The 14714-nt window shown below is 68.5% G+C and carries 14 protein-coding genes; 10 read left to right on the forward strand and 4 right to left on the reverse strand.

Going from position 1 to position 14714, the window contains the following annotated elements; genetic code table 11:
- Positions 1 to 5: 5 nt before the first annotated feature.
- Both ACSQ9E_RS26050 and ACSQ9E_RS26055 read left to right on the forward strand, forming a co-directional pair.
- Positions 6 to 560 carry a hypothetical protein gene (locus ACSQ9E_RS26050; RefSeq protein ID WP_057266440.1) on the forward strand — a complete coding sequence of 185 codons (555 nt, stop codon included), beginning with the start codon at positions 6 to 8 and terminating at the stop codon, positions 558 to 560.
- A 22-nt stretch (positions 561 to 582) separates the two neighbouring features.
- Entirely contained in the window at positions 583 to 951 is a 369-nt protein-coding gene (locus tag ACSQ9E_RS26055; RefSeq protein WP_057266441.1) for a response regulator, read from the forward strand.
- A 9-nt stretch (positions 952 to 960) separates the two neighbouring features.
- Here the strand turns inward: ACSQ9E_RS26055 and dtd are convergent, their stop codons facing one another.
- On the reverse strand, positions 961 to 1419 hold the full coding sequence (gene dtd, locus ACSQ9E_RS26060) for a D-aminoacyl-tRNA deacylase (protein ID WP_057266442.1): 459 nt from the start codon (positions 1417 to 1419) through the stop codon (positions 961 to 963).
- The gene (locus ACSQ9E_RS26065) at positions 1416 to 2351 is read right to left on the reverse strand and encodes a cation diffusion facilitator family transporter (protein WP_428002638.1); all 936 of its coding nucleotides are present in this window, start codon (positions 2349 to 2351) and stop codon (positions 1416 to 1418) included. The genes dtd and ACSQ9E_RS26065 overlap by 4 nt, the downstream gene beginning before the upstream one ends.
- Before the next feature lie 60 nt (positions 2352 to 2411).
- Here ACSQ9E_RS26065 and ACSQ9E_RS26070 point away from each other — a divergent pair, with 60 nt between their 5' ends.
- The 4 genes from ACSQ9E_RS26070 to ACSQ9E_RS26085 all read left to right on the forward strand — a co-directional run bounded on the left by ACSQ9E_RS26070 (position 2412) and on the right by ACSQ9E_RS26085 (position 5945).
- Entirely contained in the window at positions 2412 to 3956 is a 1545-nt protein-coding gene (locus ACSQ9E_RS26070) for a sensor histidine kinase (RefSeq protein WP_436219568.1), read from the forward strand.
- Positions 3953 to 4585 (forward strand): response regulator transcription factor, encoded by a 633-nt coding sequence (locus ACSQ9E_RS26075; RefSeq protein ID WP_428002640.1) that lies wholly within the window; start codon positions 3953 to 3955, stop codon positions 4583 to 4585. The genes ACSQ9E_RS26070 and ACSQ9E_RS26075 overlap by 4 nt, the downstream gene beginning before the upstream one ends.
- A gap of 117 nt (positions 4586 to 4702) precedes the next feature.
- Positions 4703 to 5194, forward strand: a complete 492-nt coding sequence (locus ACSQ9E_RS26080) for a GlcG/HbpS family heme-binding protein (RefSeq protein ID WP_428002641.1) — start codon at positions 4703 to 4705, stop codon at positions 5192 to 5194.
- Positions 5195 to 5222: 28 nt separating this feature from the next.
- A complete protein-coding gene (locus tag ACSQ9E_RS26085; RefSeq protein WP_436219569.1) occupies positions 5223 to 5945 on the forward strand; it encodes an ankyrin repeat domain-containing protein in 723 nt (240 codons plus the stop codon).
- Here ACSQ9E_RS26085 and dbpA read toward each other — a convergent pair.
- Positions 5935 to 7338 (reverse strand): ATP-dependent RNA helicase DbpA, encoded by a 1404-nt coding sequence (gene dbpA, locus ACSQ9E_RS26090; protein WP_179682263.1) that lies wholly within the window; start codon positions 7336 to 7338, stop codon positions 5935 to 5937. The two genes, ACSQ9E_RS26085 and dbpA, sit on opposite strands and share 11 nt — an antisense overlap.
- A gap of 127 nt (positions 7339 to 7465) precedes the next feature.
- Between dbpA and ACSQ9E_RS26095 the strand changes: the two genes are divergently transcribed.
- From ACSQ9E_RS26095 to ACSQ9E_RS26110, 4 genes are all read left to right on the forward strand, one after another.
- A complete protein-coding gene (locus ACSQ9E_RS26095; RefSeq protein ID WP_436219570.1) occupies positions 7466 to 9547 on the forward strand; it encodes a putative bifunctional diguanylate cyclase/phosphodiesterase in 2082 nt (693 codons plus the stop codon).
- A gap of 111 nt (positions 9548 to 9658) precedes the next feature.
- Positions 9659 to 11140 (forward strand): AMP nucleosidase, encoded by a 1482-nt coding sequence (locus ACSQ9E_RS26100; protein ID WP_057199937.1) that lies wholly within the window; start codon positions 9659 to 9661, stop codon positions 11138 to 11140.
- A 33-nt stretch (positions 11141 to 11173) separates the two neighbouring features.
- Positions 11174 to 12307, forward strand: a complete 1134-nt coding sequence (locus ACSQ9E_RS26105) for a GGDEF domain-containing protein (protein ID WP_436219571.1) — start codon at positions 11174 to 11176, stop codon at positions 12305 to 12307.
- 200 nt (positions 12308 to 12507) lie between these two features.
- A complete protein-coding gene (locus ACSQ9E_RS26110) occupies positions 12508 to 13449 on the forward strand; it encodes an ATP-binding cassette domain-containing protein (protein ID WP_436219572.1) in 942 nt (313 codons plus the stop codon).
- Positions 13450 to 13455: 6 nt separating this feature from the next.
- Here ACSQ9E_RS26110 and purT read toward each other — a convergent pair whose 3' ends face one another.
- Positions 13456 to 14658 carry a formate-dependent phosphoribosylglycinamide formyltransferase gene (gene purT / locus ACSQ9E_RS26115; protein ID WP_057266452.1) on the reverse strand — a complete coding sequence of 401 codons (1203 nt, stop codon included), beginning with the start codon at positions 14656 to 14658 and terminating at the stop codon, positions 13456 to 13458.
- Between the last annotated feature and the right edge of the window lie 56 nt (positions 14659 to 14714).

Below are 14714 nucleotides of genomic sequence, written 5' to 3' on the forward strand. Positions count from 1 at the left end.
CCGCCATGACGTTGAGCCAACGCGCCAGGGACAGCCTGGACAGCATGATGATCGCAGGCCTGCGCCAGGGCATGGGGCCGCAGCATTCGAAGATGCAGATCCGCACCGTGCCTGCGGTGGAGCAGGACTCGCTCACCCACATGGCGGTGCTGTCGATCGCCTCCTATTCGTTTCGCGTCATCGCGGCACTGCACTTTGCGCACGATGCGCGCACGCGTGCATGGATTGCGGGCGTGGTCGGGCAGGACGAGCGCGAGATGGGCCCGCAGCCATTCATCGACGCCATCTGCGAGATCGGCAACATGTGTTGCGGCGCGATGAACCGCGAGTTGGGCGCCTTCTACGACTGCCTAGGGCTGTCGACCCCGCAGATCCTGGATATCCGCAGCCTGCCGCACATGGCGCAGATCGGCACCGACCATCTTCAGCATTTCCGCATTGACCTGCCCGGCGCCCTGCCGCTGCATGCCACCCTGTGCGCCCGTGCCTACACCCCCATGGACTTCCACTGGAAGCCGCCCGAGGTAGAACAGGTCGCGGGCGAACTGGAATTTTTCTGACCACTTTTGAAGGACTCGCACCATGGCCAACATCCTCGTCGTCGACGACTCCAGCACCGTGCGCAACGAAGTCGGCGGCTTCCTGGGGAAGAACGGTTTCGACGTCGCTTTCGCAGTGGACGGCCGCGACGGCCTGACCCAGCTGCAGCAGGACCCGCGCATCAAGCTCGTGGTCTGCGACGTGAACATGCCCCACATGGACGGCCTGACCATGGCCGAAAAAGTGCGCAGCGAACTCAGGAACACCGGGGTCAACATCGTGATGCTGACCACCGAGAACTCGCCCGCGATGAAGGAGCGCGGCAAGGCCGCCGGCATCCGCGGCTGGATCGTCAAGCCGTTCAACGGCCCGGCCGTGCTTGGCTCGTTCCAGAAACTGGTCGGTGCCTGAACGCCTGCGCTATGGCGTCGGTGCGGCCGGCGCAATGCGCAGCGGTATGGTGATCGGCCCATCGTTGACCAGGTGCACCTGCATCTCGGTGGCGAAGCGGCCGGTGGCCACCACCGGGTGCAGCGCACGCGCCTGCTGCACCACGTAGTCGAACAGGCGCCGCCCATCGTCGGGTGCTGCCGCCTGGGTAAAGCTCGGGCGGTTGCCGCCCGTCGTGTCGGCGGCCAGCGTGAACTGGCTCACCAGCAGCAGCCCGCCGGCCACGTCCTGCAGGCTGCGGTTCATCTTGCCGGCGTCGTCGGCAAAGATGCGCAGCTTGAGCAGCTTGGCCAGCAGTTTGTCGGCCTCGGCCTCGGTATCGCCGCGCTCGGCGCACACCAGCACCAGCAGGCCGGCGCCGATAGCGCCCACGGTGGTTCCATCCACATCCACGCGGGCTTCGCGCACGCGTTGCAAGACACTGATCACGTCACGTCCTTGGGGTCGTCAAAATGGGCTTCCACATCGGTGGGCAGCAGTTCGATGGTCGCACGCAGGCCAGGCACGGCGGCCATCAGCGCCCGCTCCACCTGGCCACGCAACTCGGCGGCCTGGCCCAGGGTCCAAATGGCTGGCACATGCAGATGCAGATCGACGAATTGGCGCTGGCCGGCCCGGCGTGTGGACACATGGTCAAAGCGCAGCACCCCCGGTGCCTGCCCTTGCACGAACTGCTGCAGGGTGGCTTCAATGCGGGCCTGCACCGCGGGCGGGGCGGCCTCGTCCATCAACCCCTGGGATGAGCGCCAGACCAGCGACACGCCTTCCTTGAGGATGTTGATCGCCACGGCGATGGCGGCCACGGCATCGAGCCAGAGCCAGCCAGTGAGCGCGGCACCGGCAATGCCGACCAGCACCCCGGCCGAAGTCCACACGTCGGTGACGAGGTGGCGGGCATCGGCTTCCAGCGCAATCGAGCGGTACGCACGGGCGGACCGGAACATGAACCATGCCAGCAGGCCGTTGAGGCCGGAACTCACCGCCGAGAGCACCAGGCCCCAACCCACCTGCTCCAGGGGTTGCGGGTCGAACAGCCGATGCCCGGCCGCCCAGAAGATGCCCAACGACACGCCAACGATCAGGATGCCTTCGAAGCCGGATGAAAAATACTCGGCCTTGTGGTGGCCGTACGGGTGGTTGTCGTCCGCCGGGCGTTGCGCCACGGTGACCATGGCCAGGGCAAAAATGGCGCTGGCCAGGTTGACGAAGGACTCCAGGGCGTCCGACAGCAGCCCCACCGAGCCGGTCACGTACCAGGCCAGCGTCTTGAGAACGATGGTGACCAGCGCCACGGCCACGGACGCCCACAGCAGGTTGCGCGGCGTGAACCAGGGGTGCAGGGTGGAGGCAGTGGGGGGCATGGGCGGGTGGAGGCGTTCGGACAGGATTACAACAGACCCGGCCGTGCCAGAATCCGCCCCATGACCAAGGCATGGCGTCACCGCCTCGCAGGATTGCTGTTGTGGGCCCTCGTGGCGGCTGCCGGTGCCGGCTGGCTGGCGCATGCGCGCGTGGAACAGCTGCGCGCGGCCTTCGATACGGATGCGCGCATCGTGCACCGGCTGCTGAGCCAGCGCGTGGTGCAGCACGATGCGGTGATGGCCACGCTGGCGCTGCTGCAGCCCCCGGTGCCGGGCGCTGTGGCCGACACGGCGGCGGCGTCGACCCTGCCTCGCCTGCCGTCCGTCTACCCCCAGATCCTGGCCGTGCTGCAGCGCCCGGCTGCGGGTGCCTGGCCCGCTGCGCAGAAGGCCGCGCTGGATGCAGCCGAGGCGGCCTCGCGCCGCTCCGGGCGCGCCGAGATGGCCCTGGCCGACCTGGCCGCCGGCCGCTACCACCTGGTGCTCGCCGGCACACCGGCCAGCTATGCGCTGCAGATCGACCTGGCGGCCACCGTGCCGCTGGACGAATGGCCCATGAACCCGGTGACCAGCCCGGTGCGCGTGGCGCTGGACCGGGCTGGCCAGTCCTTCGTCGTGCAGCCAGGGCGCCGGCTGGACCGCATGGGCTGGCACTTCAGCGTGCACAAGCTGCTGGCATCGCCGAGCCAGCCCCTGGACGTGGTGGCCGAGCGCACCGTGACCCCGGCCGAGCTGCCCTGGTGGGCCATGCTGGGCTGGTGCGTGCTCACGGCAGCCCTGTGGGCCGGCGCGCTGGCCTGGTGGCGCCAGCGCGTGGCACGCCAGCGGGCCGAAGAGCTGCTGCGCCTGGGCCAGGTGGCCCGGCTCAACACCCTGGGCGAGCTGGCCGCCGGCATGGCGCACGAGCTCAACCAACCCCTCACGGCCTTGCTGGCCAGCACCCAGGCCGCCAAGCGCCTGCTGGGCGAATCGCCTCCCGACCTGGACACCGCCTTCGACGCCATGGGCCGTGCCGTGGAGCAGGCGCGTCGCGCATCGGCCGTGGTGGGTCGGCTGCGCCGCCTGGTGGAGCGCCCCGACCTGGCCGGGCAGGCCCATCCGCTGGCCCTGCCCGCCGCCGTGCAGGACGTTCTGCACCTGGTGGAGCCCGAACTGCAGCAGCGCGGCGTGGCACTGGTCCTGGAGGCGGAACCCGACCTGCCTGCAGTGCTGGCCGAACCCGTGGCCCTGCAGCAGATCGTGCACAACCTGGTGATGAATGCCCTGCAGGCCATGGAGCAGGTGCCGGCCGCCGAGCGCCGGCTGGAGCTGCACCTGGACCGGCAGGACACGGGCCAGGTGGCACTGACCGTGCGCGACCATGGCCCGGGCATACCGGCCGAGGCGCGCGACCGCCTGTTCGAGCCTTTCTACACCACGCGCGAAGGCGGCCTGGGCCTGGGCCTCACGCTGTGCGAAAGCCTGGCCCAGGCCATGGGTGCGCAGCTGTGGCTGGCACCCGCTGCAGGCCGGGGCGCGGCCTTCGTGCTGGTGCTGCCGGTCACGGCGCAGGCCCCCGCTGCAGCCCACCCGGCTGCCCCCCTCCACACCCCGGTGCTTCCATGACCGACCATGCCACGCCCCTGTCCCCGCTGATCCACCTGGTGGACGACGATGCCGCCGTGCGCGAGGGCCTCGCCCTGCTGATCGGCACCGTGGGCCTGCGCGTGCAGGCCTGGGCCGACCCGCTGGCCTTTGCCGCGGGCTTTGACCGCGCCAGCATCGGTGCCATCGTGCTCGACGTGCGCATGCCGGGCACCAGCGGTCTGGCCCTGCTGGAGCAACTGCTCAAGCAGGGCGTGGACCAGCCCGTGATCATGCTCACAGGCCATGGCACGGTGGACATGTGCCGCCGCGCATTCAAGGCCGGGGCCGCCGAGTTCCTCGAAAAGCCGGTGGACGACGAGGTGCTGATCGAGGCCCTGCAGAACGCGGTGCGCCAGCACGTGCGCTCGCGCGAGCGCCACCAGGCAGACCACCAGGCGCGCGAGCGCCATGCCCAGCTCTCGGCACGCGAACGCGAGGTGCTGGGCCTGATCGTCGAAGGCCTGACCAACAAGGAGATCGGCCGTGCGCTCGAACTCTCGCCGCGCACCGTGGAAACCCACCGCGCCAATCTGTTTGCCAAGCTCGGGGCCGAGTCGCTGGCCCAGTTGATAAGGCGCTACGCCGCGCTGGTGGACGGCGCTCCGTAGTTCTACGGAGGCCCGCGCGTAGCCGCACGAATGGTGCCGGCGGCCCGCATTTTTTACAGTTCTCCCACGGCCTGACGACCTGCCAGGCCGGCCTTCCAAACCACCGGAGAACACACCATGCAACGCCACTTCAAGACCGCCGCCATCGCCCTCGCCTTCATCGCCACCGCTGCCAGCGCTGAAGGCGTGCGCACCGAAAAGAATATCTCGCTGGACCTGGCCACGCAGATCGCCGCCCAGACCGTGGCCACCTGCACCGCCAACGGCTATGCCGTGACCGCCACCGTGGTGGACCGCGCCGGCACCGTGCGCGCCGTGCACCGCGCCGACAATGCCGGCCCGCACACGCTGGAAGCCAGCCGCCTGAAGGCCTACACCTCGGCATCGGCCAAGAACACCACGCTGGCCATGATGGAAGGCGCCCAGAAGAACCCCGCTGCCGCCAACCTGGTCAACATCCCCGGCTACCTGCTGCTGGGCGGCGGCGTGCCCGTGAAGGTGGGCAACGAAGTCATCGGCGCCGTGGGCGTGGGCGGTGCGCCCGGCGGCCACCTGGACGAGCAGTGCGCTGTGGCCGGCATCGCCAAGGTGCAGGACCTGCTCAAGTAAGCCACACCTGACCGACCAGGAAAGAGCCATGGCCCACCGCACCGCCCCTTCTTTTTCGAGCACGGCGCGTGCGCTGTGCGCCATTGCCGCCACCCTGGCCTTCGCTGCCCTGCAGCCGGCCCAGGCCCAGGTTCCGCCCAACCCGGCGGAACTGGCGGCCTACCAGGGCGTGCATGCCGCTGCGGCACAGGGCGACACTGCCGCCCTGCAGCGCCTGCTCGCAGGCCCGAGTGCCGCGGCACTGGCCAATGCCCGCGACGCCCATGGGCGCACGCCGCTGCACGTGGCCACGTTTGCCCAGCAGCGTGACGCCATCCGAACACTGGCCAAGGCCGGCGCCGGCCTGGATTTGCTGGAGAACGACCGCTACGACGCGGTGACGATCGCCGCCGTGGCCGACGACGAGGAAACCCTGGCCCTGCTCCTCTCGCTGGGTGCCAGCGCGAAACAGGTGACCAGCCGCTACGACGGCACGGCCCTGATCGCCGCCGCCCACCTGGGGCACGACGGCGTGGTACGCCAGCTGATCGCGGCCGGCGCACCGCTGGACCATGTGAACAACCTGCACTGGACGGCGCTGATCGAATCCATCGTGCTGGGCAACGGCGGGGCACGCCACCAGGCCACGCTCAAGGCCCTGGTCAAGGCGGGGGCCAGCCAGGCGCTGACCGACCGGCAGGGCAACACGCCGCTGCAACTGGCAAAGCAGCGGGGCTACGATGCCATGGTGCAGATGCTGGTCAGTCGGTGACCAGGCGGGCCTTCACGGACTTGCCTTTGACCTTGCCGCTGTTGAGGCGGTCGGCCACCTGGCGGCCCACGGTGCGGTCCACCGCCACGTAGGTGGAGAACTCGTTGACATTGATCTTGCCGATCTGCTCGCGCGTGAAGCCCATCTCGCCGGTCAGCGCGCCCAGCACGTCGCCGGCACGGATCTTTTCCTTGCGGCCACCGATGATCTGGATGGTGGCCATGGGCGGCACCAAGGGGCCGCTGCCCGTGGGCGTGAGTTCGGCCAAGGGGTAAAAGCGCGATTCGCGGCCCTGCAGCTGCTCGATCTTGCCCACGCTGCCCATCTCGTCCATGCTGGCCAGGTTCAGCGCCAGGCCCTCGGCATCACCCCGGCCGGTGCGGCCGATGCGGTGGATGTGCACCTCGGCGTCGGGCGTCACGTCCACGTTGATTACCGCTGCCAGGTTGGCGATGTCGAGGCCGCGCGCGGCCACGTCGGTGGCCACCAGCACCGAGCAGCTGCGGTTGGCGAACTGAACCAGCACCTGGTCGCGCTCGCGCTGCTCCAGCTCACCATACAGCGCCAGGGCGCTGAAACCCTGCGCCTGCAGCACGGCCACCAGGTCGCGGCACTGCTGCTTGGTGTTGCAAAAGGCCAGCGAGGACTCGGGCCGGAAGTGGTCCAGGATCTGCGACACGGCGTGCAGGCGCTCGGAATTCTTCACCTCGTACCAGCGCTGCTCGATCTTGCCCTCGGCATGCTGGGCCTGCACGGTGATCTGCTCGGGCGCCTTCATGAACTGCTGGCTCAGCTTGGCGATGCCCTCGGGGTAGGTGGCAGAGAACAGCAGGGTCTGGCGCTCCTTGGGGCACTGGCGCGCCACGGTGGCGATGTCGTCGAAGAAACCCATGTCCAGCATGCGGTCGGCCTCGTCGAGCACCAGGGTGTTGAGCGCTTCCAGCGACAGGTGCTGGCGCTCCAGGTGGTCCATCACGCGGCCGGGCGTGCCGACCACGATGTGGGCGCCGTGCTCCAGGCTCACCGTCTGGCCGCGCAGCGGCACACCGCCGCACAGGGTGACGACCTTGATGTTCTCCTCGGCCCGCGCCAGGCGGCGGATCTCGGTGGTCACCTGGTCGGCCAGCTCGCGCGTGGGGCACAGCACCAGCGCCTGCACGGCAAAGCGGCGCGGGTTGAGGTTGGCCAGCAGGGCCAGGGCGAAGGCCGCCGTCTTGCCGCTGCCGGTGCTGGCCTGGGCGATCAGGTCCTTGCCCAGCAGGGCGGGCGGCAGGCTGGCGGCCTGGATAGGGGTCATCTGCGTGTAGCCCAGCTGCTGCAGATTGGCCAGCGTAGCGGGGCTCAGGGCCAGCGTGCTGAAGTCAGTGCCGGCTTGGTTTTCTTTGGAGGTCATGGCCCCGATTATCCGGGGCGAGTCGGAAAAGACCTATTTGCCCTGCCATGTGCATAGGGAGAACTACCTTACGCCGGCGTCAGGTGAATCGGCTATAACGGAATACAGCGCAGGAACCGGGTGGTACATGCCAGAAACGATCAACGCATCCAGCACCGCCGAGCAGGGCCGCTCCAGCGACCTGCTGCTGCGCCTGATCGCGGACTCCGTGCCCGCGCTGATGGCCTATTTCGACCTGCCCGGCCTGCACTGCCTGTTCGCCAACCAGGGCTATGCGGCCTACAACGGCCATTCCACCGAATCCATCCTCGGCCTCACGGTGCAGGAAGCCATTGGCGACAAGGCCTGGCAGGCCATACAGCCCCATGTGGAGCGCTCCACCCGGGGCGAGCACGTCAAGTACGCGCGCGAGCAGACCCTGCCCAATGGCGAAGTGCGCATGATCGAAGTGAATCTCATCCCGCACTTCGAAGGCGCGCAAAAGGATCGGCAACTGGGCTCCTTCGTGCTGATCACCGACATCACCGAGCGCTGGCGTGCCGAGCGCTCGGTGCGCGAGAGCGAAGAGCGCATGCGCAAGTTCACCGAAGCCACGGACGAGGCCATCGTGTTCCACCGCGACGGCCTGATCTCCGACGGCAACGAGGCCTTGTACCGGCTCACCGGCTATGCGCTGCATGAGGTGGTGGGCCTGTCCATCTTCAACTTCATCAGCCCCGAATGGCGCGCCGTGGCGCTCGACTACACGCGCAGCGGCCGCGAAGACCCCTACGAGGTCACCATACGCCACAAGGATGGCCATGCCATCCCGGTGGAGGTGGTGGGCAAGACCATGCCGTTCCACCATGCGGACTACCGCATCGTCGTGGTGCGCGACATCACGGCGCGCAAGCAGGCGCAGGAGCGCGAGGCCTTCAACGCCCTGCACGACTCGCTCACGCAGTTGCCCAACCGCCGCCACCTGATGGACCGATTGGCCAAGGCGCTGGCCCGCCGCCAGGGCCAGATGGCGGTGCTGTTCGTGAACCTGGACCATTTCAAGACCGTGAACGATTCGCTCGGCCACCACGCCGGCGACCAGCTGCTGCGCGAAGTGGCCGACCGGCTGCGCCACGCTGTGGGCGAAGCCGACGTGGTGGCCCGCCTGGGCAGCGACGAGTTCGTGCTGGTGCTCACCAGCATCCACGCGCCCGAGGATGCGGCCCGGGTGGCCGACGCCGTGCTGCAGGCCATGCGCACTGTCTTCACGGTAGGCCACCTGCCGCTGACCATGTCGCCGTCCATCGGCATCAGCCTGTTCCCGGACGATGGGGCCACCGGCGACGCGCTGCTGCGCTGCGCCGACGCGGCCATGCAGCAGGCCAAGGACAGCGGCCGCGGCAACCGCCAGTTCTACCAGCCCGGTATGGACCTGCGCGCCATGGAAGTGCTGCAGCAGGAGCGCCTGCTGCGCGAGGCCATCGCAGACAACGCCTTCGTGCTGCACTACCAGCCGCAGATCTGCCTGAAGGACGGCACGCTCCGGGGCTTCGAGGCCCTGGTGCGCTGGAACCACCCGGTGCGCGGTCTGGTGGGCCCCACCGATTTCATCGCTTTCGCCGAGTCGCGCGGGCTCATCACGCCGATTGGCCGCTGGGTGCTGCACGAGGCCTGCCGCCAGCTCAAGGCCTGGCAGGACGAGGGGCTGGCCCTGGTGCCGGTGGCCGTGAACCTGTCGGCCCTGGAGTTTCGCCAGCGCGATGTGGCCGGCGAGATCGCCGCCGCCCTCACGGCCACGGGCCTGGCACCGCAGTACCTGGAGATCGAGCTGACCGAATCGGTGCTGATGCACCAGAACGGCCAGGTGCTCGATACGCTGCAAGCGCTCAAGGACCTGGGCGTGGGCATCTCCATCGATGATTTCGGCACCGGCTACTCGTCGCTGGCCTACCTCAAGCGCTACCCCATCGACAAGCTCAAGATCGACCGCTCCTTCGTGATGGACACCCCAGGCAGCGCCGACGATGTGGCCATCGTCACCGCCATCGTGCAGATGGGACGCAGCCTGCAGCTCCAAACCGTGGCCGAGGGGGTAGAGACTGCCGAGCAGATGGCCCTGCTGCGCAGCCTGGGCTGCGACCTGATCCAGGGACACCTGATCTCCGTGCCCCTGGACGCCCCTGCCATCCGCCAGTGGCTGCTGGGCCAGGGCGCGCAAACTGCGGCCTGAACGCCACACCGGCCCCGGGAGAGGGTCCGACAGGGCGGTTTCCCGTGAATTTCTGGTGCAGTGCAGGTAGCTGTCATCCCCACCACCCCGCCGCATGTGGACAATAGGGCCATGCCCCTGATTCCCGACTTCATCGCCCCCACCCGCCACACCGACCCGGCCGAGGCCCTGGCCCAGGTGCAGCGCATCTACCAGCAGCAGATCGGCCACCTGCGCGAGGCCATGCACCAGTTCGTGTCCGGCGATACGCCGGCGGGGCATGTACGCGCCTTCTACCCCTTCGTGCGCATCCACACCACCACGGTGGCACGGGCGGACACCAAGCTGGCCTATGGCTTCGTGGAAGGGCCCGGCCGCTACGAGACCACGCTGACCCGCCCGGACCTGTTTGGCCACTACTATGCCGAGCAGTTCCGCCTGCTGCGCAAGAGCCACAACGTGGAACTGGAAGTGGGCACCAGCGCACAGCCCATTCCGATCCACTTCTCGTTCGCCGAGCACGACCACATCGAAGGCACACTGACGCAGGAGCGCCGCATGCTGATGCGCGACGTGTTCGACCTGCCCGATCTGGCCGCCATGGACGACGGCATCGCCAACGGCACCTGGGCGCCGCGCCAGGGCGAGGCACAGCCGCTGTCGCTGTTCACCGCGCCACGTGTGGACTACTCGCTGCACCGCCTGCGCCACTACACGGGCACGGCACCCGAGTGGTTTCAGAACTTCGTGCTGTTCACCAACTACCAGTTCTACATCGACGAGTTCGTGCGCCTGGGCCATGCCGAGATGGCCAAACCCGACAGCGAGTACGTGGCCTTCATCGAGCCGGGCAACGTGATCACGCGCCGCGTCGGCCTGCCGGCGGCGGAGGCCGACGCCCTGGGCGTGGCCCCGCCGCGCCTGCCGCAGATGCCCGCCTACCACCTGGTGCGCCAGGACCGCAGCGGCATCACCATGGTCAACATCGGCGTGGGCCCGGCCAACGCCAAGACCATCACCGACCACATCGCCGTGCTGCGCCCGCATGCCTGGATGATGCTGGGCCACTGCGCTGGCCTGCGCAACAGCCAGCAACTGGGCGACTATGTGCTGGCGCATGCCTACGTGCGCGAAGACCACGTGCTCGACGAGGAGTTGCCGCTGTGGGTGCCGATCCCGGCGCTGGCCGAGATCCAGGTGGCGCTGGAGCAGGCCGTGGCCGACGTGACCCAGATCGCCGAAGCCGACCTCAAGCGCATCATGCGCACCGGCACCGTGGCCAGCACCGACAACCGCAACTGGGAGCTCTTGCCCGACAACATGCCCCAGCGCCGCTTCAGCCAGAGCCGCGCCGTGGCGCTGGACATGGAAAGCGCCACCATCGCGGCCAACGGTTTCCGCTTTCGCGTGCCCTACGGCACCCTGCTGTGCGTGAGCGACAAGCCGCTGCACGGCGAGATCAAGCTGCCCGGCATGGCCAACCACTTCTACCGCGAGCGGGTGGACCAGCACCTGCGCATCGGCATGCGCGCCATCGAGATCCTGCGCGAGGGCGGCATTCACCGCCTGCACAGCCGCAAGCTGCGCAGCTTTGCCGAGGTGGCATTCCAGTAATACCATCCCCGCCACACGGCGGCGCACCCATCCATGCCACTGGACTTTCTGACACTGATGGCGGTGATGGCCGCCAACCTGTTCATGATCTCGGCCGCCCTGCCGCTGATCATGGGCCCCGGGGTGAGCCCGGCGGCCCGCTGCGTGCAGGCCAGCATGCTGCTGCAGGCCACGGCCTGGGCCGCCATCATCGCGGCTGGCTACTGGTGGGACCAGGCCCTGTCCACCCTGTCGGTGGCCTGCAACGCGCTGGCGCAGTGGATGCTGTACCGCGCTTTGGGCGAATGGCTGGGCGAGCGGCCCTTGAAGTCCCTGCTGCTGGTGCTGGTGGTGATCACCCCGCTGGGCTACACGCTCGCCTTTGGCGACTATGCCTGGCGCGTGGGCTGGGCCAACCTGCTGATGGCCGCCATCCTGCTCATCGTGGCACGCGCCACGCTCTACCCTGCACGCTATGCCGACCCACGCTGGCGGCGCCTGCTGATGGCCTGCCTGGTCACCTCGGCGGCGTTCACCCTGGCGCGCGGCATGCTGGGCGCCTTCACCGACCAGTACCCGAGCTTTCGCACCCCCCACCCCGTGAACCTGGCGGCGGCCGTGGCCACCAATGTCTGCTTGGTGCTGGGCACCGTGGCCCTGCTGGTGGCCTGGCGTGCCGAGGCCGAGCAGAAGCTGCGCGCGCTGGCCATGACCGATGGGCTCACCGGCGTGCTCAACCGACGCGGCTTCACCAAGCAGGCCGAGAACATGCTCTCGCACGCCTGGCGCCACCACCTGCCGCTCACGGCACTGGTGCTGGACCTGGACTATTTCAAGCAGATCAACGACACCCACGGCCATGAGAGGGGCGACCGGGCGCTGAAACTCTTCGCCCGCCTGCTGGAAGAAACCTGCCGCACCGGTGACCTCGTCGGGCGGCTCGGCGGCGAGGAATTCGGCGTGCTGCTGCTGCACAACAGCGCGCCTGCGGGACTTGCCTTCGACCGCCGCCTGCGCACGCGCCTGCACGACGCCAGCGCCGCCGAACTGGGTTTCACGCTTGACTACAGCGCCGGCATGGCCGTGCTGCTGCCTGCGGAAACGCGCCTGCCGGACCTGATGGCCCGGGCCGATGCCGCGCTCTACCTGGCCAAGGCCCAAGGCCGCGGCCGCATGGTCGAGGCCTGAGAGGCTGAGAGTCTTTCGTCCATGCCCGCCTTGCACGCCAAAACACCCCGGCTCGTCGAAAGCAAATGCTCGCCATAGCACGAGCTATGGCTGTGCTTTGCGCCTAGATCCAGGGCGTTCTGGCGCGCCCCTCGGACACGGCCAAAAAACTCCCAGCCCCTGAGCGCACCCCGTATTCCGGTATCGCACACAATCGGTGCATGACGGATCTATTCGAAGTGCGCGATCTGCGCAAAAGCTATGGCGAAACCACGGTGGTCAACGACGTCTCGTTCGCCATCGCCCCCGGTGAATGCCTGGGCGTGATCGGCCCCAACGGGGCGGGCAAGACCACCACCATCCGCATGTGCCTGGGCCTGGCCAACCCCGACAGCGGCAGCGTGCGCTTTTACCCCACCGCTGGTGCCGCGCCCCTGCACATGCCGCACGACGCCCTGGCCATCAAGGCGCAGATCGGGGTGGTGACGCAGTTCGACACGCTGGACCCGGATTTCACCTGCTACGAAAATCTGCGCGTATTCGGCCGCTACTTCGGCATCAAGGGCCCGGCCATGGACGAGCGCGTGCCCAAACTGCTCGAATTCGCGGCCCTCACGCACAAGGCGAACGCCAAACCCGGTGAATTGTCGGGCGGCATGAAGCGGCGGCTGAGCCTGGCGCGCGCCCTGGTCAATGACCCGCGCCTGCTGCTGCTGGACGAACCCACCACGGGCCTCGACCCCCAGGCCCGCCACCTGATGTGGGAGCGGCTGCAATTGCTGCTGCAGCAGGGCAAGTCCATTTTGCTGACCACCCACTTCATGGACGAGGCCGAGCGTCTGTGCTCGCGCCTGCTGGTGCTCGACCATGGCAAGAAGATCGCCGAAGGCCGCCCGCGCGAGCTCATCGCCCAGCACCTGGAGCCCGACGTGGTGGAGGTTTTCGGGGTGGGCGCCGTGGCGCTGGCCGAAGATGCCGCGCTGCGCAGCCTGGCGGCGCGCGTGGAAGTCAGCGGCGAAACGGTGTTCTTCTACACCCAGAATGCCCAGCCGCTGCTGCACGCGCTGGGTGCGCACCCGCATCTGCGCACCCTGCACCGGCCTGCCAACCTGGAGGATCTGTTCCTCAAGCTCACCGGCCGGCAGATTCGCGAGGATGGTTGAACGGGATCAAGCCTTCCGTGGCTTGACTTTGCTGGCGGCCAGCTTGGCGTTGTCTCGCGCGGTGTGCACGTCCGCAGCGCGGGCCAGGGCCACGCCCATGCGGCGCTTGGTGAAGCTCTCTGGCTTGCCGAAGAGGCGCAGGTCGGTGTCAGGAACGCGCAGGGCGTCCTCCACACCATCGAAGACGATGCCCACGGCGTCCACGCCGCCGTAGATCACGGCGCTCGCGCCGGGGTTGCGCAGGCTGGTGTCCACCGGCAGGCCCAGGATGGCGCGGGCGTGCAGCTCGAACTCGCTCTGGTTCTGGGTGCACAGGGTGACCAGGCCGGTGTCGTGCGGGCGGGGGCTCACTTCGCTGAACCAGACGTCCTGGCCCTTGACGAACAGCTCCACCCCGAACAGGCCCTGGCCGCCCAGGTTGTCGGTCACGGCTTTGGCGATCTGGCGCGATTTTTCGAGCGCTGCCGGGTGCATGGGGTGGGGCTGCCAGCTTTCCACGTAGTCACCGCTGACCTGCACGTGGCCGATGGGGTCGCAGAAATGGGTCTCGATCTGGCCATCGGCGCCCACGGCGCGCACGGTGAGCTGGGTGATCTCGTAGTCGAAGTCGATGAAGCCCTCGACGATGACGCGGCCGTGGCTCACCCGCCCGCCAGCCATGGCGTAGTCCCAGGCGGTCTTCACGTCGCCGGGGCCGTCGATCTTGCTCTGGCCCTTGCCCGAGCTGCTCATCACCGGCTTGACGATGCAGGGGTAGCCGATGCCGCCATCGATGGCAGCCTGCAGTTCTTCCAGCGAGTTACAGAATTGGTAGGGGCTGGTGGGCAGGGCCAGGGTCTCGGCGGCCAGCACGCGGATGCCTTCGCGGTCCATGGTCAGGCGCGCGGCGCGGGCCGTGGGGATCACGCGCACGGTGCCGGCGGCTTCCAGCTCTTCGAGCATGGGGGTGGCGATGGCCTCGATCTCGGGCACCACCAGGTGGGGGCGCTCGGCCTCGATCAGGGCCTTGAGCTGTGCCGGGTCGCTCATGGTGATGGTGCGGCGGTGGTGGGCCACCTGCTGGCCGGGGGCGTTCTCGTAGCGGTCGACGGCGATGGTCTCCACGCCCAGGCGCTGCAGCGCGATCAGCACCTCCTTGCCGAGCTCGCCCGAGCCCAGCAGCATGACTTTGGTGGCATGGGGGGACAAGGGGGTTCCGAAGGTGGTCATGGCGTTGCTTTCGACAGAAGGTGGAGGGTTTTGCCGCCCGCAGGGCGGCCCGTGGG

The organism is Acidovorax sp. LjRoot118 (genome assembly GCF_964253575.1).
GTDB lineage: Bacteria > Pseudomonadota > Gammaproteobacteria > Burkholderiales > Burkholderiaceae_C > Acidovorax.

Excerpts from the sequence above, each read along its gene's own strand:
- ACSQ9E_RS26105 (WP_436219571.1), top strand. The coding sequence starts at position 11,174 with ATGCCACTGGACTTTCTGACACTGATGGCGGTGATGGCCGCCAACCTG.
- ACSQ9E_RS26065 (WP_428002638.1), bottom strand. The coding sequence starts at position 2,351 with ATGCCCCCCACTGCCTCCACCCTGCACCCCTGGTTCACGCCGCGCAAC.
- ACSQ9E_RS26080 (WP_428002641.1), top strand. The coding sequence starts at position 4,703 with ATGCAACGCCACTTCAAGACCGCCGCCATCGCCCTCGCCTTCATCGCC.
- ACSQ9E_RS26085 (WP_436219569.1), top strand. The coding sequence starts at position 5,223 with ATGGCCCACCGCACCGCCCCTTCTTTTTCGAGCACGGCGCGTGCGCTG.
- ACSQ9E_RS26095 (WP_436219570.1), top strand. The coding sequence starts at position 7,466 with ATGCCAGAAACGATCAACGCATCCAGCACCGCCGAGCAGGGCCGCTCC.
- ACSQ9E_RS26050 (WP_057266440.1), top strand. The coding sequence starts at position 6 with ATGACGTTGAGCCAACGCGCCAGGGACAGCCTGGACAGCATGATGATC.
- ACSQ9E_RS26100 (WP_057199937.1), top strand. The coding sequence starts at position 9,659 with ATGCCCCTGATTCCCGACTTCATCGCCCCCACCCGCCACACCGACCCG.
- ACSQ9E_RS26110 (WP_436219572.1), top strand. The coding sequence starts at position 12,508 with ATGACGGATCTATTCGAAGTGCGCGATCTGCGCAAAAGCTATGGCGAA.
- ACSQ9E_RS26070 (WP_436219568.1), top strand. The coding sequence starts at position 2,412 with ATGACCAAGGCATGGCGTCACCGCCTCGCAGGATTGCTGTTGTGGGCC.
- purT (WP_057266452.1), bottom strand. The coding sequence starts at position 14,658 with ATGACCACCTTCGGAACCCCCTTGTCCCCCCATGCCACCAAAGTCATG.
- ACSQ9E_RS26055 (WP_057266441.1), top strand. The coding sequence starts at position 583 with ATGGCCAACATCCTCGTCGTCGACGACTCCAGCACCGTGCGCAACGAA.
- ACSQ9E_RS26075 (WP_428002640.1), top strand. The coding sequence starts at position 3,953 with ATGACCGACCATGCCACGCCCCTGTCCCCGCTGATCCACCTGGTGGAC.
- dbpA (WP_179682263.1), bottom strand. The coding sequence starts at position 7,338 with ATGACCTCCAAAGAAAACCAAGCCGGCACTGACTTCAGCACGCTGGCC.